A 23,915-nucleotide genomic window follows, 5' to 3' on the forward strand; every position below is an offset into this window, starting at 1 on the left:
AGTATAACCAATCTATTCTGTAGAAAAGTTCAAATTTAAGCGGAACAAATAGCCCGCTTAAATTTAGCTATGTTTATTCAGTACTTTATGGTGTTGGTTCATCAAATAGATTTGAACAACTTTGTGGCTGACAACCCGCCAACATAATCGCTTTCGGTAAGCTGACATACATATTAGTCAAATGCTGTTCAGCAGGATGTCGATAATTCCAGAACAAGAAATGCTTTGAACGTTGCTGATTAAAGTTTTGATAGAAGTTATTCTGCTTCTGCAAGGATTCAGCGTCTGGTGTTGGACTTCGACCATGTTCATGTGTACCCACTGTGGTCATCAGCATGATATCTTGAGTTTTATTTTGATTCTTTAACCAATCTGCCTGCCGATTGAGCAATGCATAATTATCAAACCAGAGTGAAGGGCTGGCAGCAATATAACGTTGGAACATTTGTGGTTGGCTAAAGAAAGTATGTAAAACAAACAGTCCGCCAAAGGAGTGTCCAAATAAACTTTGTTGCTGTGAATTGACTTTAATTTTGGTTTGAATCGCAGGCTTTAGTTCTTTCTCAATAAATTGAATGAATTGGTCTGCGCCACCATAAGTGTACTTGGCTTGTTTTTGAAATTCAGCCGATGCTTTAGGTGTATAGTCTAAAGCACGCTTTTCTACATCAAAACTGTTTTGCTGTGGGTAGCCGATTGCAACAATGGCGACTGGACTCAAACCTAAACGATTGGCACCACCACCCACTGATTTAGCGATATTGGCAGCACTATCAAATGCGGCATTGCCATCCAATACATACAGAACTGGAAAACCTTCACTTGGGACTTCACCAGCAGGAACAGAGATCTGAATCAAATAATCATGTTTTGTATATTTGGATGCGATTACAAAGCTTTGTTGAATATTGGTTTGTGGTTTAAGAGGCGCTTTATTTGAACTCGAGATCGTCGGTTGAGCAAAAGCCAATGGTGTTACTATGAGCAGAGAAAAAGTCAAAATACCAAGTGGTTTAAACATAATTTATTCGCAAGCATTGAAATTTTGCTAGCAATATATAATGAAAATCATTATCAATAAAGTTCGGTAATAAAAAGAGTTAAAACTCAGCGTGTTTAATAGCTTAAAGTGTTGTTATACTAGCTCGGATAATCAATTCACAGATGAATTGTAATCCATTCTTATAGATGATTTTGCTGAGGCTGCATTCAATGGTAAACGATGGACAAAACACATCGAATTCACTTAATTTAGAACAAATTCGTAACGATATTGATAGTGTTGATCAACAAATCCAAGAGTTACTCAACCGCCGTGCGACGCTTGCAGAAGCGGTAGCCAAAGCGAAATTTGCATCCGAAGAGAATCCGCTGTTTTATCGCCCAGAACGTGAAGCTCAAGTGCTACGTAAAGTCATGGAGCGTAATCAGGGACCTTTGTCTGATGCAACCATGGCACGTTTGTTCCGTGAAATTATGTCTGCATGTTTGGCGCTTGAAGCACCACAAAGCATTGCATTTCTCGGACCTGAAGGGACTTATACCCATTCGGCTGTCCTAAAGCATTTTGGTAAAGATGCTGTTGTGCGTCCATTACCAACCATTGACGAAGTATTCCGTGAAGTTGAAGCGAGCAGTGCACATTACGGTGTGGTTCCAGTGGAGAACTCATCAGAAGGGATTGTCAACCATACATTGGATTGCTTTAAATCATCGACTGTCAATGTGATTGGTGAAGTTGAACTTCGTATTCATCATCAGTTCCTTGTGTCTGAAAATACGCGCAAAGACAGCATTAAACAGATTTATGCGCATCAGCAAACTTTGGCACAATGCCGTAAGTGGTTAGATGCACATTATCCTGGGGTAGAGCGTGTTGCACTAAACTCAAATGCGGAAGCGGCACGCCGTATCCGTAACGAATGGCATTCAGCTGCGATTGCATCTGATATTGCGGCAAGCATGTACAACCTTGAGATTTTACATAGCAATATTGAAGATAATCCTGAAAATACCACACGTTTCCTTGTGATTGGTCGTGAGAAAATTCCTCAAAGCGGTAATGATAAAACCTCTTTATTGATCTCTGCACATGATCGTGCCGGTGCTTTATTGGAAATTCTTGCGCCGTTTGCCAAGCATCAGATCAGCTTGACCAGTATTGAAACACGTCCAGCATTGCCTGAGAAATGGGCTTATGTGTTCTTTATCGATTTGGAAGGACATATCGGTCAGGAAAATGTTGCAGCGGCATTGGAAGAAATCCGTCCAATGGTGAAAGAGTTACGTGTACTCGGTTCGTATCCAATCGCTGTTTTATAATCCCGTTTTATCGAATGGATAGATGACTTCGGTATCTATCCATATCAATGTCGTCTCATTAGGCAAATATGTTTTATGTCTCAACCATTATTTAAGAAAGTTGCATTTATTGGGCTTGGACTGATTGGGTCGAGTCTTGCTCGTGTGATTGTGGCAGAACAACTTGCATCTCAAATTGTAGCTTCAACACGCTCAAAAAAAACATTAGAAGATGCTAAGGCACTTGGCCTTATTCAACACGGTTATGCAACGCCAGAAGAAGCAGTTCAGGATGCCGATTTAATTGTTTTAGCATTGCCTGTGCGTGCGACACAAAAAGTGCTGGAACAGATCAAGCCTTATCTTGCAGACAACGTCATTATTACCGATGTGGGCAGTACCAAAGGTAATGTGGTTGAAGCTGCTAAAGCTGTATTTGGTGAAGATTTACCTGTCGGTTTTGTACCAGGGCATCCGATTGCTGGGGCAGAACATACAGGCGTACATGCAGGTAAAGTTGATTTATTCGTCAATCATAAAGTGATTTTGACACCTCTTCCAACCAGTGCTGATTGGGCGGTTGAAAAACTGATTCAACTTTGGTCTGCTGCAAAAGCAGAAGTGATTTGTATGGATGTCACCAAACACGATGAAGTATTGGCACATACCAGCCATTTACCGCATTTGATGGCATTCAATCTGGTCGAGCAACTGGCAAATCGTGAAGATAATTTAGATATTTTTCGCTATGCTGCAGGAGGTTTTCGTGACTTCTCGCGTATTGCCGCCAGTGACCCACAGATGTGGCATGATATTTTCTTTGCCAATAAAACCGCAATTTTAAATGCTGTTGATGGCTTTGAACAGCAATTGTCCGTTTTAAAGAAATTGATTGAACAGGAAGATTCACACGCGTTGATGGGGCTGCTCGGGCATGCTCAAGCAGCACGTCAGCACTTTAACCATATGTTGGCCAAAAAACCTTTGATGGAGAAAAACAAGGTGACACAGCAATTTACCATTTTACCGGGAAAGAAAACGTTTACAGGTAAATTCACCGTACCGGGTGACAAATCTGTGTCACATCGCTCAATCATGTTTGGTGCGATTGCAGAAGGCACAACACATGTAACAGGCTTCTTGGAAGGTGAAGATGCACTCGCAACTTTACAGGCTTTCCGTGATATGGGTGTGAGCATCGAAGGACCGAAGAATGGTGAAGTCACTATTCATGGTGTGGGTATGCAAGGCTTAAAAGCGCCAGCAAGCGCTTTGTATATGGGTAACTCAGGGACTAGTATGCGTCTGCTGTCAGGCATGTTGTCTGCGCAGAAGTTCGATTCAGTGATGACGGGTGATGCGTCATTGTCTAAACGTCCAATGGAGCGTATTGCGAAACCACTTCGTGAAATGGGTGCTCAAATCCAAACCACTGGTGAGAAAGGCACACCTCCAGTCAGCATTACAGGTAGCCAAGCATTAAAAGGCATTCAATATGACTTACCAATGGCGTCTGCTCAGGTGAAATCAGGCATTTTATTGGCGGGTTTATGGGCTGCGGGTGAAACTTCAGTGACTGAGCCAGAACCAACCCGTGATCATACCGAGCGTATGTTACGTGCTTTTGGTTATGATGTGAAAACCGAAGGCAATAAAATCTCGCTTATCGGTGGTGGCAAATTAGTCGGTACCGATATTCAAGTACCTTCGGATATTTCCTCAGCGGCATTCTTTATGGTCGGTGCTGCAATTACCGAAGGTGCCGATGTGATCCTTGAAGCGGTTGGCATCAATCCAACGCGTACAGGTGTCATTGAAATTCTTAAGCAAATGGGTGCTGATCTAACTGTAGAAAATGAACGTATTGCAGGTGGTGAACCCATTGCAGATATTCATATCAAAGGTTCTAGAACGCTGAAAGGCATTCATATGCCAGAAGACCAAGTGCCATTAGCAATTGATGAATTCCCAGCATTATTCATTGCGGCGGCTTGTGCAGAAGGTCAAACGGTTCTGACAGGTGCGGCTGAGCTGCGTGTTAAAGAATCTGACCGTATTCAAGTGATGGCAGATGGTTTGAAAACCATGGGCATTGACTGTACTCCAACTGACGATGGCATCATCATTGAAGGTAAGGGCAAGTCTGGTGACTGGTCAGCCATTTTCTCTGGTGGTGAAATTGAATCACACCATGACCACCGTATTGCCATGAGTTTCAGTATGGCAGGTTTACGTACTTCAGGTAATATCACCATTCATGGTACAGAAACTGTGGCAACTAGTTTCCCAACCTTCACCGAACTTGCAAATATAGCAGGTTTGGATTTACAGGTTGTGAATCCATAAGCTGATCTGAAAAGGCAGTATTTAGCTTGATTAATTAAGTTAAATGCTGCTTTTTTTATAAGCATATTCATAAAAACAATTGGCTAAACATAAGGCGAAAACGCTTAAATAATAAAAATGCTGAGTTTGTAGATGTACATATCTAATCGGGTCTAAATTTATCAATTTAGCAATAGAACTAAGACAATCAGCTAATCTATTAAAGACAATTGTATATATAATAATTCTTACCGTTCGCGTCGGATTTACTCTGTGATCCAGAGTTAAAAACATAAAAATAGAGGGAATAGCATGAAAACGTTGCAATTTATAGCAGATTGCCCAAAACATGGGGTGGTTGATCATCCACCGAATGAGTGCTATATCACGCAAGAGTACGTGGCTGCATTGCTGTATAAACAATTAGAACAATATGGTTTTGATGCACAACATATTCGTCATGAGCATGAAAAGATTGAAGTGCGTATCGACAATCATCAATTACCGCTTTCAATCTTATGTTCGCAACAAGACACAGAAGGACATATTCTTTGTGAAATCTCAGCCAATCCACAGCAAGAACAAGCTTGGTTTGAGCGTATTGAGACACAAAGTATTATCCGCCAATTGGCTCAGGCTGTTGAAAATAGCTTAAAAGCGGAACATAGTTTTTCCCAATTTGTATGGAAAAGCTAAGTCAATTTTGCGCATAAAATCTTAATTGAAGTGATTTAACATCATTGCCGTTTGGGTGTATGGTGTATATTGATTTAAACGCTTTATTTGAGAGTATAGGTGCATGATACAGGTCGATTTTTCTAAGTTATCACCCCAAGCAGTTTGGCAGCATTTTGAGACCTTATGTACGATTCCTCGACCATCCAAGCATGAACAACAACTCAGACAACATTTAAAAGATTGGGCGGAACAGCGCAACCTAGAAACTTATGTCGATGACATTGGTAATTTAATTATTCGAAAAGCTGCTACAGCAGGTAAAGAACAGGTTGCAGGTGTGATTTTGCAGGGACACTTAGATATGGTGACTCAGGCAAATCGTAGTACGCAACATGATTTCTTTAAAGATCCCATTCAACCTGTATTAAAAGACGGCTGGTTAATCGCTGAAAATACCACACTAGGTGCAGACAATGGTATTGGAGTTGCGCTGGCACTGGCGGTATTAGAATCCAGTGATATCGCACATGGGCCGATTGAAGTTCTGCTAACCATTGATGAAGAAGCAGGAATGAGTGGCGCTCGTTTGCTTGAATCAGGCGTGTTAACTGGACAGTGGTTATTTAATATTGATACCGAAGAATGGGGCGAGCTGTATCTTGGCTGCGCAGGCAGTATTGATCTGGAAGTGCAGCAATCACCTGAATATGAACCAGCATCTGAAAATTTGATTTATGTAGATTTGCTGGTATCGGGTTTAAAAGGCGGTCACTCTGGAGTGGATATTCATCTGGGTCGGGGTAATGCCAATGTCATTCTAGCCAATTTCCTTAATGACTATTTGACACGATCCAATGGTCGACTGGTAGAGTTTGTCGGTGGAACAGCACGCAATGCCATCCCGCGTGAAGCTGTGGCAACCATTGCCATTGAAACTGAAAAATTGGCTGGTCTAGAAAAAGCAGTTTCGGCAACACAAGCTGAGTGGCAGAAAAAATTACAGGGTATTGATGATCAGCTACAGATCAGCGTACAGCAAAATGCTAATCCGATAAATGAAGTTATGACATTGCAGCAGCAACAAGCTTGGTTGAAGGCATTTGCAACGTGTCCATACGGCATAGCAGAGTGGAGTAGTGCTTTACCCGATGTAGTTGAGACCTCGAATAATATTGGTGTGGTCAAACTAACTAAAGACGAAGCCAAAACTTTGATTATGGTTCGTTCAATGGTGAACCAAGAAGCGGTAGGCTTTGCACAAAACATTCAACAACACTTTGCTAATTTCCAGATTCAATCTGAATTAACACCGTTGGTCTCAGGTTGGACACCGAATCCAGATTCAGCTGCATTGAAATGCCTACAACAAGCTTATCAGTCTGCATTTAAAATTAAACCGAATTTGAAAGTAATTCATGCGGGTTTGGAGTGCGGCATTATTGCGGAGCATTATCCTGATTTACAGATGGTATCGTTTGGCCCAGATATTCAGGGTGCACATGCACCAGGTGAACGCGTTAAAGTGGATACCGTAGAAAAATGCTGGAAGTTATTGGTGACGGCGTTAGAGTCTGTTAAATAAATTTCATAAAAAAGAAGCTCATGAATGGGCTTCTTTTACTTTAACATTGACCTGAAATAGGTTTTTGTCTAGTTCGATAAACTCAATCTTGCAATCAATAAATTTTTCAATCATGTCAGCCTGTGTACGGGTATGTTCGCTAATACATTGTGCCGCAAATTCACCACCTTGACCTAATGCCAAAGGTAATAACAACTGATCCGCTAAATATTCATCCACCGCCGCTTGAGAAGCAATATATTGCTTCACCTGTTCGGCCAAATGATTGGCAATTTGCTCTGCACTTTTTCGCATTTCACCTAAAGCAGTAAATAGCTGAATGTGCTGCGTGTATGCAACTTTGACATACATCGTATTGCCTTGACTGATCCCATTTAAATGGAATTGCTGTTGAGTATCTAAATTCAGTCTTTTATTTAAAGTCGCTAATTCCCGCTGTGCAATTTGTGCTTCTTCGGAAAGGTTTAATACTGCTGCAAAAGCCTCAGTGCTTTGCAAACTACCACGATCTAATAAATTTAGCTTGTTTCGATGTTGCCAAGGCTGAATCTTGATTTGAAGTTCACCAGCACCAATCGGGAAGAAGCCTGCTTTGTTTAACTTAAACTCGACCTCTATTCCAAGTTTTTCTAATGTTGGTAAAAAGCAATGCTCGATAAAATCTGCCGTTGGTGCAAGTGGATTATGAGTACCCCCAGAAATCGTGAGATCACTGGCTTCATTTTGCAATAACAAAGCAGGTAACAGGGTTTGTAAAACCAGTGTTGTGCTTCCTGCCGAACCAATCTGGAATTGGTATTTTCCACTTTGTACATGCTGTGGTGCGAAGTACAAACGCTGGCTATGGAGCTCAGCACCTTCCACATAGGCTTGGCTGATGTGTTGAGATGCCTGTACACAGACCAAATGCTGGCGCATTAAGCCTGGTTTTTTGCGTCCAGCTCGAATGTTGATTAATTCAAATGCTTGACCTGTAATCATCGAAAGGGCAAGAGCGGTTCTTAAAATTTGTCCGCCACCTTCACCTTGTGAACCATCAATTTGGATGGTTGCTGGCATATTTGCCAAAGCTTTATTCACTTCTATTTTCCTTATTTTCTAATTAAATGAACATACTGTCAGTACATGGTAATGCTAAGTAACGCGTGACTTTGCTTTCGGCAAAGGTTTACTAGGTACATGGTGCTGAGCCTAATAAGTGAAGATTGATGCACGGCTCACATGCTGCCATAGCCGCCTGAATTATTTTCAATCCCTCAGATCGGAGTAATGCAGGATCTTGTACTCGCCCAGTATGTCCAAACTGTAATTGTGAATTCAATTCACAAAATCTATTGTCTATTCGACTAAATCAATCTGCCAATTGGCAGCCTGAATTTTGATATTTAAATCACGTAATCTCGCGCTGATATCATCGGCTTGTTTTTGCAAGCTAGAAACAGGGATAACTTTTTGCCATTTAATCTCACGTGAGCTATAACGATCAGGTTCACGATGAGTATTGGCGATCGCATCAACGAGAATCTTATGCTGTTCAGCATAACTATCACGCAAGCTTAGTAGGGACAGCAGAATTTTTCCATCTTCCAACTTGGCTTGCGCATTGGTCAAATGAATACGACAAATCAACTGATTACTTTCTTGGGTTAAAGCAAATACCTGTTTGATTAGTTCATTTGGATCTTCACTCGGTTCATCACCATCTTGCACCAATACATTGGCGTTGATCCGTTGTTTTAATGAAGCGAGCTTTTTTTGTTGATCGCTTCGCAGTAAAAGTGCTTCTGCGAGTTTCATTTTATTTACCTTTATTTCCATTTCTCTTTAATAAAGATGATAAGAGGCGGAATTGATTGTTTCTATTTGCTGTGGAGTTAAACTATTCTGTTCAAGTGCATATAGAAATTGATCTAATATGATATTTTGATGCTCTGAATTTTTAATCCAAACATACATGATTTGTTTTAGCTTGTGATCCGCAAAACTATTGTTGTAGATACCTTTGTAGAACCAATAATTGAGCATATTTGCTAAATTGATTAATGCTGAATAGTGAGTTAATAAAAGAACCCACTCATCAAGTAATGGTTGAATATCTAAGCCTGCTAGATGAAACATAGTAATGTATTCATCTAAGCTATAATTTTCATCGAAATATATTGCTTTATATTGGAAGAAAGCCAAAGCAAATTTCTGCATAAATTGGATTTCTTTCGTTTTCCAAGCGTTCTCTAAATTAAAATAACATTTGTTTAAAATAATTTCTGTGCTATGACTAAGGTTTTCGCCTTGAATCAGTAATTCCAATATTTTAGGTAGCAAATGTTTAATTTGTTGTGCTAATGCAAATTTATCCATACTTTCAGCAGCATCAAGATATTCATAAATCAATCGGCAATTAAGCTGTGCCACTGGTAGACGTTTTAATAATTCACCATCAGCGGTTTGTAAGCAGCAAGTACCATGACAAACCTCGAATTGATCCCCCATTAAATATGAGGAAAATAGTTGATAAGCCTCTGTAATTAAATTTTTTAAATCAGTTAGAGTAGTCATTTTATTTTCCTCAACCTCATGGATCATATTTAACCCTTAACACAAACCACTTGTCTTAATGTATACACCACTTCAACCAAATCCTGTTGTGCTTTCATCACATCTTCAATCGGTTTATAAGCTGATGGAATCTCATCAATCACAGCAGCATCTTTACGGCATTCCACACCTTCAGTCTGCGCAATCTGATCTTCCACGGTAAAACGTCGTTTTGCTTCAGCGCGGCTCATTACGCGTCCTGCACCATGCGAACATGAACAGAACGATTCCTGATTTCCAAGCCCGCGAACAATAAAGGACTTGGCACCCATTGACCCTGGGATAATTCCATATTCCCCCAAACGTGCACGAACAGCGCCTTTGCGGGTCACCATCACTTCTTCGCCGTAATGTTCTTCCTTTTCTACGTAATTATGGTGGCAATTTACGGCTTCTAATCGTGCTTGGAACGGCTTGGGAATAATCGTTGCTAAGGCTTTAATGGCAGATTGCATCATGATTTCACGATTCTTCATCGCGAAACGTTGTGCCCAACCTACAGCAAACCAGTAATCATCAAAATGTTCAGTTCCTTCAACTAAATACGCCAAGTCTTTGTTGGGTAAGTTAATAAAGTGTTTTTGCATATCTTTTCGCGCCAGTTCGATAAAATGATTACCGATGGCATTACCCACACCACGAGAACCTGAGTGCAACATAATCCAAACATGATCATGTTCATCCAAACAAATTTCTATGAAGTGATTTCCTGTACCTAGTGTTCCTAGCTGTTTTCGATTGTTGGTGTTTTTTAGGCGAGGGTGTTTGGCACAGATGAACTCAAAATCTGCAACTAAATCTGCCCAAGCTTGGTCTACCATTTCAGGTGGTGTTTCCCAAGAACCTTTATCTCTTCCACGTTTGGTCATTCCATGTGGAATTAAACGTTCAAGTTCAGTACGCAAAGCATGTAAATTATCTGGTAAATCAGAAGCGGTTAGGCTGGTACGAGTCGCCATCATTCCACACCCAATATCGACACCTACGGCAGCAGGGATAATTGCACCTTTGGTTGGAATCACGCTTCCGATGGTTGCACCTAAGCCAAAGTGAACGTCTGGCATCACAGCCATCCATTTATAAATAAAGGGCATTTGGGCAGTTTGCAGCAATTGTTGTTTTGAGTTGTCGTCAACAAGTACACCATTGGTCCACATTTTTACTGGCATACTCGTTTCATCTTTTAGAACTTGATAAGCACGTTGTTGCTGTTCTTGTTCAGATTGAGCTTGTTGGTTGATTTGTTCAACGACAGACATTTTCATTTTCCTTTCAAAACCTGCCTGCCAAGCGTTTGCAGGCAGGTGATATTCACAAGATCCCAATGATGTTGTGTGCTTATACTATTGCAGTGACCGTGCCAACTTTTTAAAAATCGACCCATGTAATGTTAATATTTTGATAATTAATAAAAATAAGATTTTAATTGTATTGAGTTGAGATGTGTTGGTTTTCTTTCTGCATGGAATTTATATTTAATTAGATATAAAAATATCTTAAAAGATATTTTTTAATTTTCATATATTTGCTTTTCCAAGCAAATTTTAGCTCGCTTGCAATTTTTAATTATCAGGTATTGTTGAGTGCAGGGTTGAAGAAAGAAATCCTGATTTCTATTTGATAGCCAGCTTTGTCTTTTCTCATGGGTGTTTCATATTGCTGCTTTAGCAAATAGATGGGGCGCTGTTTGATATTTTTCAGATGAAAATCTGTTGTTTAATCTGCATGTAAGTATGTCTTTGTTTAAGGTCATGCTATAAACATAACAAAACATAAATAAATTGCTAAATCTTATGGATCTTTTTCGTTATCTACTTACGATTATTTTATTTGTTGCAGGGGTATTTTGTCTTGTGCAGTTCTTGTTGCAAGATTTTACTCTTATGCTTCTCGCACTAAGTTTAGTTTGTTTTTTGTTTGCTTATTGGGTGAAACCGAAACGAGAGGGGTATCATCGTCGAAATGATGTTTGGGATTGGTTCGATTTGATTGATACTTCTATTGAAGTGGTGTATCGAATTATTACTTTACCATTTCGCCTATTACGAAGAATATTTGATTTCTTTTCGCCTGATATTCCATAAAGAGGGTGAATCTCAATCAACAAGGAGGATAAACACTTTTTCCTTAGCTGTCTTATCTATGAAAATAGATATACAACTACGCACGATTTTGCTATGTAGTGCTTATCGCATTTGATTGAGATTAAAGATGATCATCACAACAAAAATAATGAGACTTTCCTTAAAAAGGATTAGAGATTTGAACTCTATGCTTTCGCATTCGCCATGTAGTCCCATTGGCATTTGTGATGAAGCGACATAAACAAAATTATCTAAGACTTAAATCATATGCCTTAATTTAGACGACTGCATACACTGTAGATGCAGGTGAGAGTGGTTACTCACATTTATGGGGTAGGATGTAGTCCTAAAAGCATTTTATGCCGTACCACAAAAAATATGCAAACAATTAATCGCCAAGACAACTCTTCCACTGCGTTTCCCTTTCCGCCATTGATCGAGGTCGATCAAGATGGACTCGAACCATCAAGTTATTGCTAACGGTGAATCCCTTATTGTAGTCCTGACTGCATTTTGCATAGGCCAGTAAACAAAAATGATAAGACCTTTTATACATGGCTCTATCCAATTGAGCTACAAACTGATTTTCATCAATTTGAAGGGACTTGAACCCTCAACAAATGTAGTCCTATTTGCATTTTACTGGTTGGTTGTAATAACGAGGTGTAATGAAACGTTTTATCTACAGGATGTAGTTCTATCTGTATTTATTACAACCATTCCTTGCACAACAATAATGATGAAACATCGAGCCAGCTTTCACTGAGCTATCTTGGAAGGATAGTGATGTAGTTCCATCTGCATTTGTGCAATTTTTATTATAGGGTAACAAATTGAATTTAGAAACAAAAACATTGGAAAGATGTAGTTCCTAAAGCATTTACCCTATTTACAGACCTGACGAATCAAGTCGGTAATTTGCTTTGTTCAATTTTATTGATCCAGTGATCAGCGTGCATTTTACCCTGCGAAAATAAATCAATCAGCGTAAATACATGGTCACTAAAACCACCAATATTCATCACATCAGTACGTTCAGGTACTTGAGTGTGCGTATATGGCTGTAAATCTACGCAGACCAATTTTGCTTCTGGACAGCGTTGTTTTAAAATATCCCATTCATACAACATGCCTGTTTTATGGCGTGTGCGTAACTGGTCAGCCCAAGACTCATTGTCTGAAAAATAAATCATCAAATCGACAGGTGTCTGATCTCGATTGAGTCGATTTAATGGAATGCTACAATCCGTTCCACCGCCACCAAGCGCAGCAAATTGTTTGGCGACTTCAAAAATAGAGCGTGTTTTACCACCTGTAAAAACCTGTTTTAATCGACCAAATAAGCTTGTTTGATCAGATTCATTTTCCGCAATATTCAATGAATGAAGTTGTGTATCAAACGGCGTAATTTGAATGTCAGGATTTACTTGCTTTAACGCACAAGCAAATAACGATGCCACATCGACACAACGTAAAGTTGATGTTGCGCCTTTACGATAGCCTGTCACGGGGCTTGCCATTGAACCTGAGACATCAATCGCAACAACCACGCGACCAGTGAGGCGAGGCACATTTTGCAAAGCGGCTTGCATCACCTGTTCCAAAGATTGCCGTACAACTTGAGGGACAGCATCATCCAATGCCGACCAAGTTGTCATTAATTGATAGGGCAAAACTCGGCTTTTGCGAATCATATCCTGATCTTGTAATTTATTTGCAATGATTTCATCCATGCCTTCGATTTGAAATACACCATGACGAGCAAAAGTATTCAAGTTCATTCTTAACATCTGCCAACCTCCGTTTTTAGCAATCTCAGCCCATTGTTGTGCTGAAAGCTGTAAATTGGTGAGAAGTTGCATTGGCAAGTCAGGAACATCATGGCTTAAACCTTGACGGAATTTTTCTAAGGCTTGAACTTTGGCAGGCAACTGCTCAAGCTCGTATTTTTTACCGAGCACATAAGCAAAGAACGCTTCCTGAGTTGCATCTTTAGGTTTTGGATGAGTCATTTTTAATACATCTGCTAAAGAAGGTTGATTGCCAATATTGGCTGCCAACAATTGATTTTCATTGGCATTGATCAACCATTGATTGATCATTTTCTTTGGCAAGCTGCCCAAAGATTTGCGTTGTATTACCCCTGAACGCATGATTTGTACAAAATTACGTAACTGTTTGCCATTATCAATCACCAATGGAAATACTGCTTTAAATAAGCTTTGATCACGTTGTGATAAAATTGCCAATAATAAAACTGGCATGTCTTTCATGTGGCTATTTTGGCGAGTGTAAACTGCCGTTTTAGCAATAAATTCTGCATCAATATCTTGTGTTAGTACCAATATCTGATCCAATTGCATTTGTGCGGTTTGATAAAAGGTATGATTCAACGTGCCTGTTGCAGCAAGCTGAGCTAAGGCTTGACGGTGATTTAATTGAAATGCACGACCGCCAGCTTCATTACTGATCAATTGTTTTTTAGTTGCCTGAGAGGCAAAAATTGTCTGGTTTACCATGACCCATCCTCTATAAAATTCAAGTTGTTGTTTCTTGGGTGTGTTATTGCAGAGAGTGTGCCAATATTCTTGTTTTTGTTTTAAATTTTTATAAGATATTGATAATTATTGAAAATAAAATAATTAATATTTTTTGTTGGAAAAAGTTAGTAGATTTTAATATGTAAAATATATCTAAATAGATATGAAAGTATTAAAAAAGATATATGATCTATCCTTGGATTTTATTGATAGATCATATATCAGGTGATCTATTAGGATTTATCGATTTTTGAAAGCCGACCTGTCTCGTCTAAGCTAAATTGATCAAAATCATGAGCCAAGTAGAAGTTGCCTTTATAGAAATTTCTAACTTCTTCCGCAATCACTTGCTGTCCAGCACTGTCTTGATGGCGTGGGCTAAAGTGTGTCAGGATCAGATTGCTTAGACCTTGTTGTTGAGCAAATTCTGCAACCATCTTTGCCGAACTATGCATGGGGCCTGAACCCACTTTATCTAAAATGGCTTGGGTGTAGGTGCTTTCATGAATCAATAGCTGGGCATCTTGGCAAGCTTGTGCCAATAACTCAGGACGATCATTATCTCCACCGACAATCGCATGTGCACGTTGCGTTTGAATTTGAATAAAATCAACCGCTTTTAAGGTTTGCTCATTTAACTGGACGTCTAAGCCTTGCTGTAAATCGCCCCAAACTTTGCCTTTTGCTACGCCGAGTTGAATTAAGGCCTGTGTATCTAATTTCTTTTGGATATATTGCGCAATAATACTAAATGCAAAACTGGGTACACGATGACTGAGTGGGTGGGCTTGAATCGAAAGTTCATCTGTTATTTGTAGTATTTGAGTGGCTTCATTCACATCAATAAAATTAAGCGGGTAGGGTAAATGCAGATCGGTCAGCTGAGCTGTGGCTTTAATCCATTGTTGAATTTCTTCTGGAGCAATAATGGTTAAAGGTGCTGTGCGTGCATTCATACCAGCACTGGCCAATAAGCCGACTAATCCATAACAATGATCACCATGTATATGGGTAATACAGATGGCAACTAAGCTTTGTAATGAAAGTTTGGCCTGTTGAATGCGATGCTGTGTACCTTCACCTGCATCAACCAATATCCAGTCTTTATTCTTGCTGTTGCGGATTGCTAGGGCAGAAACGTTGCGTGTGAGCGTGGGTACACCAGAAGATGTGCCTAAAAAAGTAAAATGAAGCATATTGTTGGAATTTTTCATCGAATTGCGTATTGTATATAATAGACATATATAAAATATTATAGAAATTATGGCGAATGCAAAAAAAACTGTTGTAATTGGTTTTGTGGGTTCTACCTTGGATCAAGGAAAGCGTCCTGACCGTTGGCAACGCTGGCGTCCGACCTTGAGCCTTCTGATGCATGAAGATCTGATTGTAGATGAATTGGTGCTATTACATGATCGACAACATCATAATCTAGTCAAATTTATTGCTGAAGATGCTCAGGATGTGTCGCCATTGACCACAGTATCGGGGCAGCGAGTGAGTATCCGTGATCCTTGGGATTTTGCTGAGGTTTATGGTGCGCTATATGACTTTGTGAAAAGTTATCCTTTTGATACTGAAAAAAATAACTATCTTTTACATATCACTACAGGCACACACGTTGCTCAAATCTGTTGGTATCTACTGGTCGATACCAATTATTTACCTGCCAAATTGATTCAAAGTGCGCCAAATCAACAGAAAACACCAGAAGGTGAATATCGCATTATTGATCTGGATTTATCTCGCTATGATGTCCTCAAGCAGCGTTTTGAAGATGAGCAACAACAAAACTGGCAACAGTTAAAAGCCAATATTTCAACCTATAATGATGAATTTAATCAACTGATTACCGAGGTTGAGTTGGTGGCGACACGCTCTAGTGCGCCGATTTTGATTATGGGGGCGACAGGTGTAGGTAAATCGCATTTAGCCAAACAAATTTTTCAATTAAAGAAAGACAAGTTTCATCTAAGTGGGCGTTTTATTGATGTGAACTGTGCGACGCTTCGTGGTGATAGTGCCATGTCGAGTTTGTTTGGGCATATCAAAGGGGCTTTTACAGGGGCAGCGGCTTCAAGAGCAGGCTTATTAAAAAGTGCTGATCAGGGGATTCTGTTTTTGGATGAAATTGGCGAGCTTGGGTTAGATGAGCAAGCGATGTTGCTTAAGGCACTTGAAGATAAATCCTTTTTTCCAGTCGGAAGTGATAAAGAGGTTCAGGCCGATTTTCAATTGATCGCAGGGACAAATAAAGATTTAAGAACTGAAGTGCAAGCAGGGCGTTTCCGTGAGGACTTATGGGCACGATTGAATACATGGACTTTCTTTTTACCCAATCTTAAAGATCGAATCGAAGATATTGCCCCCAATATTGAGTTCGAGTTGCAACGTTTTGCGGCGAACCATCAACGACAATTACGTTTTCAACGTGATGCACTTGATGTGTATTTGAAATTTGCCAAGTCGAAGGAAGCATCATGGCAGGGAAATTTTCGTGATTTGACTGCGAGTGTGACACGGCTGGCGACATTATCCAGTGGTGAGTTGATCCGTTCAGAAACGGTGGAAAAAGAGATTCAGCGTTTAAAGCAACTGTGGTCGATTCAAACCACAGAAAACCAATCTAAAGATATCGATATTCTCCTCAAATATTTAGATCAAACCCAGTTGAGCCAGATCGATGAGTTTGATCAGATTCAGCTGCGTGGCGTACTTCAAGTTTGTGAACATGCCAAATCGATGGCTGATGCTGGACGCCAACTGTTTGCTGCTTCACGCCAGCAACGTAACACCACCAATGACAGCGACCGGGTCAAAAAGTATTTGGCTCGGTTTGGCTTAAGTTGGGGTGACTTTCAATAATCATTCAGCTGGATGATCCTTCTTTATTTGGGATTGGCTGGGTAGAAACTCTAAGTTCCAAAGTTTCTCGGCATGTCGGCCAATCCACCAGAAAGATGCAGCGAGCAAGATAAAGAAAATGGCTTTGTGCATGCCATTCCAAAAGAACTCAAAATACTTGGTGTAGAGGTTAATAAATAAGAAGGTGATACCAAAACCACGTGAGGTGGTATCATCATGTTTTAAACCATAGACAATTGCGATGATGGCAATAAATGCGAATAGTACACCCCAATGTAACAGCTCATATTGCTTGACGCTATACCAACTCCCTAAGTCACCATAATTGCCAAAGATTGAGAGAATCCATAGGGCAATAAATAGGTACAGAAGGCCCATAACATAGGTTGAATGGGCAAATTCCTTAAAATGCACATAGCGTTTAAACAGCAGACTTAAGCCAATCAATACACCGCCAAATAAGACAAAGCGTAGGGGGAAGTTCATCCCAAGATAATAGGCACCCCAACCTGACATATAGCCAGTTTCCGTCCCAAACCATGAGCCGAGTGAAAGTAAGGAAAATACCCAAATCAGTCTGGAAGGAAACCAGAAGGCAAGTGCGGCATAAATAATAGTAGACAGCAGAAATAACAAGGAGAAATGCCCACTACCAGTATCAATCGCTTGGCCGAAATAGGCGACAGACGCTGCGGTAGACAGCACGCCTGCAAAAATAATCGCTTCATTGCTAAATTGATGTAAGGGTTTGGTCTTGCGTCGACGATAGGCAAAGCCATAAAAAGCTGCAGCAACCGCAGCAAAAATCAGACAAGGAATGATTTTGGAGTCAATAAAGAGTTTTTCGATCAGTTCCATCAAGAACTTATCTGCAGTAATAGCAGCAACCGCAATCACGGCACAAATCATGGAAATCCAGAATGAATATTTTGCCAGTCGCTCCCAATCAAAAGGTCGAATCGAAAAGCTTTGATTTAGCTCATTGGCCACATCAGGCGTAATCGTGCCTTGTTGTTGCCAATGTTCAATGGTTTGCTTTAAAAAAAGTCCCTGTTTTTTATTTAATTTCATTATAAAAGAACCCAAATACCTGTATATCTATACTGATATAACAGACATTGGGTTCAAAACACGTATATTTTTCTTAGTAATTTGTTGTTAAGTCTACAGTTTTAAAAAGCGAGCAATCACTTGGCGTAACTGTTTTAGATAACCGGTAAAGAAATGATTGGCGCCTGGCAGAATCGTGATCGGGTGTTTTTGTGGCTTTGCCCACGCGATCATATCTGAGAGCAGGGTAATATCATCTTGTTCACCATGAACAAATAAGATATCGCCGTCAATTGCAGGAGTTGTGTAGTGGCGTAAATCAACCACCGAACCTGTAGGTAAGCCACATAATACCAATTGCTTTGGACGTAATTCATCGCTGAGTTGTGCTTGGCATTTTGCCAGAACATGAGAACCAAAACTGAAACCGCCTGCATAGAAGGTAAGTCCTGCATGTTTTGCACGGGCATATTCAATCACAGCCATAATATCATCGGTTTCGCCATGCCCTTGGTCGTGTTTACCTTCACTGCCAGCTAAACCACGGAAGCTAGGACGGTACACCACACACCCCATTTCATTAAAAATCTGAGCCAGTAAGACAGGGACTTTATGATGCGGTGTACCACCTTGCAAAGGATGTGGATGGCAGACGACAGCAAAACCTGTGATTTCACCTTGGGGCTGATCAACAAACATTTCGATTTGACCAACAGGACCTTGGATGAATAATTGCTCAGACATAAGATACGCAATGGATAATGGAAGAATCCACTATTTTACCGATAAAACTGAACGAGAACACGAATTGGCATTAAAAATTATCAACTGTTATAGTTTCACCAAGATAAATTTATTTTGATTGATTATGCTTGCTTTAATTTCTCCTGCTAAAACACTCGATTACACCACAGCACTTCCTACAGATACACATACCCAACCACGTTTGTTGGCGCAATCACAACAATTGATTGATGTTTGTCGCAAGCTTTCTGCGACAGAAATTGCATCGTTGATGACCGTGAGTGAAAAAATTGCCAATTTAAATGTAGAGCGTTTCCGTGACTGGAATGCAGATTTTGATTTTTCCAATGCACGTCAAGCTTTGTTTGCATTTAAAGGTGATGTGTACACGGGTTTAGATGCTTATCACTTAAAAGACCAAGATATTGATTTTGCCCAACAGCATTTACGTATGCTGTCTGGTCTTTATGGTTTATTACGTCCATTAGATTTAATCATGCCGTACCGTTTGGAAATGGGCACTAAATTAAAAAATAGCCGCGGCCATAATCTATATGAATTCTGGGGCAGTATTATCACAGATCAAATTAACCAAGATTTAGCTGAAATTGATGCAAAAGTGTTGGTAAATTTGGCCTCTGACGAATATTATAAATCTGTGAATGAAAAGAAAATTCAGGCAGAAATTATCAAGCCTGTATTCTTGGATCAAAAGAACGGAAAATATAAAGTCATCAGTTTCTATGCGAAAAAAGCGCGTGGTCTGATGGTAAGATACTTGATTGAGAATAAATTAAGCCAAGTAGAACAATTAAAAGCATTTGATAGTGAAGGGTATTACTTTGATGCTGAAAGTTCATCGAATAAAGAATTGGTCTTTAAGCGAGATGAACAGCACGCAGCTTAGGTTTGCCTTGGGCAGGGTGGGATGTTAACCAAAGAACATTTATTAAAACACGCGATATCGTCTGATCAAGTTTGTGTCAAAGGACACCTGACCGAACCTCGAAGTTACGGGGTGTATGCATTGCCGCTTGATCGAGACGGTACTAGACGATTCCGATTTGGTAATCATCCTATGCGCCAACAGGAACTAAAACATGAGTTTGGTTCCTGTACCTTGTATCAGCTTTTTCTAGAGCGTAAAGATGCTGAATCATTGGCAAAGTGGCTGAATAAAGAAATCCAATGAGGATGAGCAATGCCGCAATATTTAAGCGTATTAGAAAAATCATGGTTTGAGCTGCATCAGCATTATCATTTTTCAGAGCCACAGAAAGTTTTTAATAAGTTGATTGCTGCCTACAGTGAAAAGCAGCGGGCTTATCATACGCTGCAACATTTGTATGAATGTCTAGTTCTAGTTGACTCGATTCGAGCTGATTTAATTGATGCACATGCAGTTGAGTTAGCACTTTGGTTTCATGATGCGGTCTATAATCCACAAGCAAAAGATAACGAGCTGAAAAGTGCAGAGCTATTTGAACAGTATTTGGCTCAAGATTTATCAATTGATATTGTTCAGAAGATAAAGCAGTGGATTATTGCCACGCAAAAGCACGAGTCGACTAATGAGTTGGATTTGCAGTTTCTACTGGATATTGATTTGGCGATTCTAGCTTCTTCATCAGAGCGTTTCGAAGAATATGAACAGCAGATTAAGCAGGAATATGCTTGGGTAGATCCAGATGTTTATGCGATTAAGAGAAAAGAAGTTCTAGCGCATTTTTATCAGACAGAATCACTGTATCAAACCGAATATTTTCAACAGAGTTTGGAGCCAAGAGCGAAAGAGAATTTAAAAAATATAATAGAATAAATGATTGAGATTCATGCGTTGAGTTATAAGTGAAAGATTTAACATTAGACATTGCAGAGGGAAAACTGAATATTCGTGTGGCTGCTTGGATAGAACATGAAGATCAGATTTTGGTTTCTACATTTCCAGATGGAAGCATCTCTTTGGTCGGAGGGCGATTAAAGTTTTCGGAAACGACCCTAGAGGGGATCCAACGAGAAGTGTTTGAAGAAACAGGAGAGTATTTTAATTCACCTGTACTTTTTGCGATTGTTGAGAATTTCTTCTATGATCCCGTTGTAGGGCGTCATTTTCACGAATTTCTTTATATTTATAAAGGCAGTATTCAAACGAAAGCTTGTTATCTTGATGATGCGGCTGAAGCCCAAGTAATTTCATGGATGCCAAAGCACGAGATCAAACGGCTAAAGCCAGATGTTTTACATGACCTTGCTTTACGATCATCTGAACATGTTATTCATCTTGTTAATCTAGAATCAAGATAAATTGTAATTGCATTAAAAAAGGGAGCTAAAAAGCTCCCTTTAATTAATCGTTCTTTTCTTATTTAAAGAAATACCCAGTCTCAGGTGAGCTTGCATTCGCCATACGCTTACGTGGCATACGACCCGCTAAGAATGCTTCACGACCCGCTTCAACCGCTTTTTTCATGGCAGAAGCCATCAAAATTGGATTTTGTGCCGCTGCAATCGCCGTATTCATTAATACGCCGTCACAACCGAGTTCCATTGCAATCGCCGCATCACTGGCTGTACCCACACCAGCATCAACCAATACAGGAACTTTAGCATTTTCTTTGATGATGGAAATGGTATGTGGATTCAAAATACCAAGGCCAGAACCAATCAAACTACCCAAAGGCATGATCGCAACACAGCCCATACTTTCAAGTTCTTGAGCAACAATGGGGTCATCCGAGGTATAGACCATGATTTCAAAGCCATCATCAATCAGGGTTTGTGCTGCTTTCAGTGTTGCAGTGATATTTGGGTATAAGGTTTTTTCATCACCAAGTACTTCTAACTTCACCAAATTGTGACCATCAAGCAGTTCACGTGCCAGCATACAGGTACGAATCGCGCTATCTGCATCAAAACAACCTGCTGTATTCGGCAGAATCGTGTATTTTTCTGGTGGAATCACTGAAAGCAAATTCGGCTGATCGGCATGCTGACCAATGTTTACACGACGAATTGCGACTGTGACAATTTCAGCGCCACTGGCTTGAATAGCTAAATCAGTTTCATTGAGATCTTTATATTTACCAGTTCCGACCAATAAACGAGATTGGAAAGTACGTGAACCAACAATTAAAGGGGAATCTTGCATGGGCTTACTCCATTTTTAGCCGATTAGCCGCCACCAACAGCTTGAATAATTTCAATACGATCTTCAGGAGCAATTGTCGTTTGCTCAAGTTTGCTTTTCGGAATAATCTGTTGGTTCTTCTCTACAGCAAAGCGTTTGCCTTCTAAGGCTAAATTCTGAATCAATTGCTGTAGGTTTTCACAAGGCGTGTCTGTTGACTCGCCATTTAAATAGATGTGCATGATCAATCCTTATTTCGCATGCTTGATTGCTTGCCATGCGAGTAACAGCCAGCCCGCTATCATAAAAGCACCGCCAATCGGTGTAATCGCACCTAAAATGCGAGGTAGGCCGAGCGCCATAATGTACAACGAACCGCAGAAAAAGATGATACCAATTTGGATCAAAATAAAAGGAATTTTTATTGGAAATGTTGCTGTGGTTTTATGCAGGACGCCTAAGATAAGCAATCCAATCGCATGATAGAAAAAGTATTGAGTTGCTGTACCCCACCAAGTAAGTTGTTCTGGGGTTGCAAAAGATTTGAGTCCATGAGCACCAAAAGCACCCAACATAACTGCAAGCGCAAGGTTAAGCGCCGAGATAGCTATCCACATAATGATAATGGAACTGGAAATTTGATGAACAAAGTTAACATATTCGGGTGCTTAAACAAAGCCAGATAAAACAAAAGGGCATTAAAGCCCTTGTGTTTGATTTGATTTTAACTTGCAGACATGGCAGTTTTGATTTTTTCCATTGCATTCTTTTCTAGCTGGCGAATACGTTCTGCAGAAACATTATATTCTGCAGCCAGTTCATGCAAGGTTGATTTGTCATCATCTAACCAGCGACGTTGTAAAATATTCCGTGAGCGATCGTCAAGCTGATCCATTGCCTCATGCAAGGCCGTAGTGCTTTGCTCTTCGTAGTCTTCTTCTTCAACTAATCGAGCAGGATCGTAACGATTATCTTCGAGATACAGTGCAGGAGCGGTATGTGGTGTATCGTCATCATCATCGCCCTGAGCTTCAAAAGCAGCATCGTAAGCAGTTAAGCGACCTTCCATTTCGAGCACTTGCTCTGGTGTGACATTCAAATCATTGGCAATCGATTTCGCTTCTTCCAAAGTGAGTCGTTTGCTTGATTTTTTAAGACTGCGTAAGTTAAAGAATAATTTACGTTGTGCCTTGGTCGTTGCGATTTTGACAATACGCCAGTTACGAATCACATATTCATGGATTTCGGCTTTAATCCAGTGCACTGCAAAAGAAACTAAGCGAACACCCATATTTGGATCGAAGCGTTTTACCGCTTTCATTAATCCAAGGTTACCTTCTTGAATGAGATCACCTTGTGGCAATCCGTAACCTGCATAACTACGTGCAATATGGACAACAAAGCGTAGGTGTGACATTACCAATAGTTTGGCAGCATCGAGGTCTTGGTCATAATAATAACGCTCAGCAAGTTCTTTTTCCTGCTCGGCCGTTAGAATTGGAATTTGATTGACAGTACTGATATATGCACCAAGGTTTACGCCTGGCGCAGACAATGACAGGGGCATCAATTGATTGCTGCTGTCAGTAGTCATGGAGTCTCCTTATAGGATGGTATTTAAGTCAACAATTTCATCTTAATGCGAATGTTCTTCATCACTAAGGAAATTTGAGTATAAAAATGTAAAGTTATCTAGTTTATCTTTAGCTAGAGTTTAGCAAAGAATCACGTAGATTCAATTAAATAGTGAAATTCACGATCTGAAATTTTCTGAGTTAAACATTGAAGTTGCTGAATTTGGCAATATCGTGTTACATCAATTTCACTATGTGGATCAGAAGATTTCAATAGATATTGTTGTATGCCGTTGGCTTTCTTTAAGGCACGCTTCAACATCAATAGTGGCATTGGGCAAGGTTGCCCTAAAGCATCAATAATGATGGGTGTGTTGGATGTGTTGGTCATATACGATTAAATCACTTCATTCAAAATTATCTTAACAAATTTTTGCGTAATTTTTGAGA

At 40.0% G+C, this 23,915-nt stretch carries 24 protein-coding genes; 10 read left to right on the top strand and 14 right to left on the bottom strand.

The genetic code is table 11. The annotated features are described in order from the left end of the window. Window positions 1–85 precede the first annotated feature (85 nt). Window positions 86–1,021: an alpha/beta hydrolase gene (locus tag F885_RS16750; RefSeq protein ID WP_005313361.1), complete on the bottom strand. Its 936-nt coding sequence runs from the start codon at window positions 1,019–1,021 to the stop codon at window positions 86–88. A 191-nt stretch (window positions 1,022–1,212) separates the two neighbouring features. Here F885_RS16750 and pheA point away from each other — a divergent pair, with 191 nt between their 5' ends. The 4 genes from pheA to F885_RS16730 all read left to right on the top strand — a co-directional run bounded on the left by pheA (window position 1,213) and on the right by F885_RS16730 (window position 6,886). Further along, window positions 1,213–2,322 carry a prephenate dehydratase gene (gene pheA / locus F885_RS16745; protein ID WP_004653917.1) on the top strand — a complete coding sequence of 370 codons (1,110 nt, stop codon included), beginning with the start codon at window positions 1,213–1,215 and terminating at the stop codon, window positions 2,320–2,322. A 75-nt stretch (window positions 2,323–2,397) separates the two neighbouring features. Continuing rightward, window positions 2,398–4,647 (top strand): bifunctional prephenate dehydrogenase/3-phosphoshikimate 1-carboxyvinyltransferase, encoded by a 2,250-nt coding sequence (locus tag F885_RS16740; protein WP_005313363.1) that lies wholly within the window; start codon window positions 2,398–2,400, stop codon window positions 4,645–4,647. Window positions 4,648–4,938: 291 nt separating this feature from the next. Next, entirely contained in the window at window positions 4,939–5,322 is a 384-nt protein-coding gene (locus F885_RS16735) for a hypothetical protein (protein ID WP_004653914.1), read from the top strand. 103 nt (window positions 5,323–5,425) lie between these two features. Then, window positions 5,426–6,886 carry an aminoacyl-histidine dipeptidase gene (locus F885_RS16730; RefSeq protein WP_005313367.1) on the top strand — a complete coding sequence of 487 codons (1,461 nt, stop codon included), beginning with the start codon at window positions 5,426–5,428 and terminating at the stop codon, window positions 6,884–6,886. 18 nt (window positions 6,887–6,904) lie between these two features. Here F885_RS16730 and rtcA read toward each other — a convergent pair whose 3' ends face one another. From rtcA to F885_RS16710, 4 genes are all read right to left on the bottom strand, one after another. Next, a complete protein-coding gene (rtcA, locus tag F885_RS16725; protein ID WP_005313369.1) occupies window positions 6,905–7,966 on the bottom strand; it encodes an RNA 3'-terminal phosphate cyclase in 1,062 nt (353 codons plus the stop codon). Window positions 7,967–8,224: 258 nt separating this feature from the next. Further along, window positions 8,225–8,683, bottom strand: coding sequence for a DIP1984 family protein (locus F885_RS16720; protein ID WP_005313373.1), 459 nt, complete (start codon window positions 8,681–8,683; stop codon window positions 8,225–8,227). Window positions 8,684–8,710: 27 nt separating this feature from the next. Then, window positions 8,711–9,442 (bottom strand): hypothetical protein, encoded by a 732-nt coding sequence (locus F885_RS16715; RefSeq protein ID WP_225761706.1) that lies wholly within the window; start codon window positions 9,440–9,442, stop codon window positions 8,711–8,713. 29 nt (window positions 9,443–9,471) lie between these two features. Further along, window positions 9,472–10,740: an RtcB family protein gene (locus tag F885_RS16710; RefSeq protein WP_005313378.1), complete on the bottom strand. Its 1,269-nt coding sequence runs from the start codon at window positions 10,738–10,740 to the stop codon at window positions 9,472–9,474. 534 nt (window positions 10,741–11,274) lie between these two features. Here F885_RS16710 and F885_RS21150 point away from each other — a divergent pair. Beyond that, complete coding sequence (locus F885_RS21150; RefSeq protein ID WP_005313381.1) at window positions 11,275–11,565, top strand: hypothetical protein; 291 nt, start codon at window positions 11,275–11,277, stop codon at window positions 11,563–11,565. Window positions 11,566–12,470: 905 nt separating this feature from the next. Here the strand turns inward: F885_RS21150 and F885_RS16700 are convergent. Together F885_RS16700 and F885_RS16695 are read right to left on the bottom strand one after the other, a co-directional pair. Further along, a complete protein-coding gene (locus F885_RS16700; RefSeq protein ID WP_005313384.1) occupies window positions 12,471–14,084 on the bottom strand; it encodes a TROVE domain-containing protein in 1,614 nt (537 codons plus the stop codon). Window positions 14,085–14,338: 254 nt separating this feature from the next. Further along, the gene (locus F885_RS16695) at window positions 14,339–15,301 is read right to left on the bottom strand and encodes a ribonuclease Z (protein WP_017401936.1); all 963 of its coding nucleotides are present in this window, start codon (window positions 15,299–15,301) and stop codon (window positions 14,339–14,341) included. A gap of 67 nt (window positions 15,302–15,368) precedes the next feature. On the opposite strand from F885_RS16695, the gene rtcR reads away from it, so the two are divergent. Then, complete coding sequence (gene rtcR / locus F885_RS16690; protein WP_005313387.1) at window positions 15,369–16,970, top strand: RNA repair transcriptional activator RtcR; 1,602 nt, start codon at window positions 15,369–15,371, stop codon at window positions 16,968–16,970. Here the strand turns inward: rtcR and F885_RS16685 are convergent, their stop codons facing one another. Together F885_RS16685 and F885_RS16680 are read right to left on the bottom strand one after the other, a co-directional pair. Continuing rightward, the gene (locus tag F885_RS16685) at window positions 16,971–18,041 is read right to left on the bottom strand and encodes a DUF2157 domain-containing protein (RefSeq protein ID WP_005313389.1); all 1,071 of its coding nucleotides are present in this window, start codon (window positions 18,039–18,041) and stop codon (window positions 16,971–16,973) included. Between the two features lie 93 nt (window positions 18,042–18,134). After that, the gene (locus F885_RS16680; protein WP_005313391.1) at window positions 18,135–18,764 is read right to left on the bottom strand and encodes an alpha/beta hydrolase; all 630 of its coding nucleotides are present in this window, start codon (window positions 18,762–18,764) and stop codon (window positions 18,135–18,137) included. A 124-nt stretch (window positions 18,765–18,888) separates the two neighbouring features. On the opposite strand from F885_RS16680, the gene yaaA reads away from it, so the two are divergent. The 4 genes from yaaA to F885_RS16660 are packed head-to-tail and all read left to right on the top strand — an operon-like array spanning window position 18,889 to window position 21,068. Beyond that, the gene (gene yaaA, locus F885_RS16675) at window positions 18,889–19,671 is read left to right on the top strand and encodes a peroxide stress protein YaaA (RefSeq protein ID WP_005313394.1); all 783 of its coding nucleotides are present in this window, start codon (window positions 18,889–18,891) and stop codon (window positions 19,669–19,671) included. A gap of 21 nt (window positions 19,672–19,692) precedes the next feature. Then, window positions 19,693–19,956, top strand: coding sequence for a hypothetical protein (locus F885_RS16670; RefSeq protein WP_005313397.1), 264 nt, complete (start codon window positions 19,693–19,695; stop codon window positions 19,954–19,956). A gap of 9 nt (window positions 19,957–19,965) precedes the next feature. Next, a complete protein-coding gene (locus tag F885_RS16665; protein WP_005313400.1) occupies window positions 19,966–20,583 on the top strand; it encodes an HD domain-containing protein in 618 nt (205 codons plus the stop codon). 29 nt (window positions 20,584–20,612) lie between these two features. Then, window positions 20,613–21,068 (top strand): NUDIX domain-containing protein, encoded by a 456-nt coding sequence (locus tag F885_RS16660; RefSeq protein ID WP_005313403.1) that lies wholly within the window; start codon window positions 20,613–20,615, stop codon window positions 21,066–21,068. Window positions 21,069–21,126: 58 nt separating this feature from the next. Here the strand turns inward: F885_RS16660 and F885_RS16655 are convergent, their stop codons facing one another. The 5 genes from F885_RS16655 to F885_RS16635 form a co-directional block, all read right to left on the bottom strand. After that, the gene (locus F885_RS16655; RefSeq protein ID WP_004806589.1) at window positions 21,127–21,912 is read right to left on the bottom strand and encodes a thiazole synthase; all 786 of its coding nucleotides are present in this window, start codon (window positions 21,910–21,912) and stop codon (window positions 21,127–21,129) included. A gap of 23 nt (window positions 21,913–21,935) precedes the next feature. Next, entirely contained in the window at window positions 21,936–22,133 is a 198-nt protein-coding gene (thiS, locus tag F885_RS16650; RefSeq protein WP_005313406.1) for a sulfur carrier protein ThiS, read from the bottom strand. A gap of 9 nt (window positions 22,134–22,142) precedes the next feature. After that, the gene (locus tag F885_RS16645; protein WP_004806592.1) at window positions 22,143–22,508 is read right to left on the bottom strand and encodes a DUF423 domain-containing protein; all 366 of its coding nucleotides are present in this window, start codon (window positions 22,506–22,508) and stop codon (window positions 22,143–22,145) included. A gap of 107 nt (window positions 22,509–22,615) precedes the next feature. After that, on the bottom strand, window positions 22,616–23,485 hold the full coding sequence (rpoH, locus tag F885_RS16640) for an RNA polymerase sigma factor RpoH (RefSeq protein ID WP_004653896.1): 870 nt from the start codon (window positions 23,483–23,485) through the stop codon (window positions 22,616–22,618). A gap of 131 nt (window positions 23,486–23,616) precedes the next feature. Then, a complete protein-coding gene (locus F885_RS16635; protein ID WP_004806594.1) occupies window positions 23,617–23,856 on the bottom strand; it encodes a sulfurtransferase TusA family protein in 240 nt (79 codons plus the stop codon). Window positions 23,857–23,915 lie beyond the last annotated feature (59 nt).

The organism is Acinetobacter higginsii (genome assembly GCF_000369845.1).
Lineage (GTDB): Bacteria > Pseudomonadota > Gammaproteobacteria > Pseudomonadales > Moraxellaceae > Acinetobacter > Acinetobacter higginsii.

Coding starts and splice junctions, on each gene's coding strand:
- F885_RS16750 (WP_005313361.1), bottom strand. CDS start 1,021: ATGTTTAAACCACTTGGTATTTTGACTTTTTCTCTGCTCATAGTAACA.
- pheA (WP_004653917.1), top strand. CDS start 1,213: ATGGTAAACGATGGACAAAACACATCGAATTCACTTAATTTAGAACAA.
- F885_RS16740 (WP_005313363.1), top strand. CDS start 2,398: ATGTCTCAACCATTATTTAAGAAAGTTGCATTTATTGGGCTTGGACTG.
- F885_RS16735 (WP_004653914.1), top strand. CDS start 4,939: ATGAAAACGTTGCAATTTATAGCAGATTGCCCAAAACATGGGGTGGTT.
- F885_RS16730 (WP_005313367.1), top strand. CDS start 5,426: ATGATACAGGTCGATTTTTCTAAGTTATCACCCCAAGCAGTTTGGCAG.
- F885_RS16720 (WP_005313373.1), bottom strand. CDS start 8,683: ATGAAACTCGCAGAAGCACTTTTACTGCGAAGCGATCAACAAAAAAAG.
- F885_RS16715 (WP_225761706.1), bottom strand. CDS start 9,442: ATGACTACTCTAACTGATTTAAAAAATTTAATTACAGAGGCTTATCAA.
- F885_RS16710 (WP_005313378.1), bottom strand. CDS start 10,740: ATGTCTGTCGTTGAACAAATCAACCAACAAGCTCAATCTGAACAAGAA.
- F885_RS21150 (WP_005313381.1), top strand. CDS start 11,275: ATGGATCTTTTTCGTTATCTACTTACGATTATTTTATTTGTTGCAGGG.
- F885_RS16700 (WP_005313384.1), bottom strand. CDS start 14,084: ATGGTAAACCAGACAATTTTTGCCTCTCAGGCAACTAAAAAACAATTG.
- F885_RS16695 (WP_017401936.1), bottom strand. CDS start 15,301: ATGCTTCATTTTACTTTTTTAGGCACATCTTCTGGTGTACCCACGCTC.
- rtcR (WP_005313387.1), top strand. CDS start 15,369: ATGGCGAATGCAAAAAAAACTGTTGTAATTGGTTTTGTGGGTTCTACC.
- F885_RS16685 (WP_005313389.1), bottom strand. CDS start 18,041: ATGAAATTAAATAAAAAACAGGGACTTTTTTTAAAGCAAACCATTGAA.
- F885_RS16680 (WP_005313391.1), bottom strand. CDS start 18,764: ATGTCTGAGCAATTATTCATCCAAGGTCCTGTTGGTCAAATCGAAATG.
- yaaA (WP_005313394.1), top strand. CDS start 18,889: ATGCTTGCTTTAATTTCTCCTGCTAAAACACTCGATTACACCACAGCA.
- F885_RS16670 (WP_005313397.1), top strand. CDS start 19,693: ATGTTAACCAAAGAACATTTATTAAAACACGCGATATCGTCTGATCAA.
- F885_RS16665 (WP_005313400.1), top strand. CDS start 19,966: ATGCCGCAATATTTAAGCGTATTAGAAAAATCATGGTTTGAGCTGCAT.
- F885_RS16655 (WP_004806589.1), bottom strand. CDS start 21,912: ATGCAAGATTCCCCTTTAATTGTTGGTTCACGTACTTTCCAATCTCGT.
- thiS (WP_005313406.1), bottom strand. CDS start 22,133: ATGCACATCTATTTAAATGGCGAGTCAACAGACACGCCTTGTGAAAAC.
- F885_RS16645 (WP_004806592.1), bottom strand. CDS start 22,508: ATGTGGATAGCTATCTCGGCGCTTAACCTTGCGCTTGCAGTTATGTTG.
- rpoH (WP_004653896.1), bottom strand. CDS start 23,485: ATGACTACTGACAGCAGCAATCAATTGATGCCCCTGTCATTGTCTGCG.
- F885_RS16635 (WP_004806594.1), bottom strand. CDS start 23,856: ATGACCAACACATCCAACACACCCATCATTATTGATGCTTTAGGGCAA.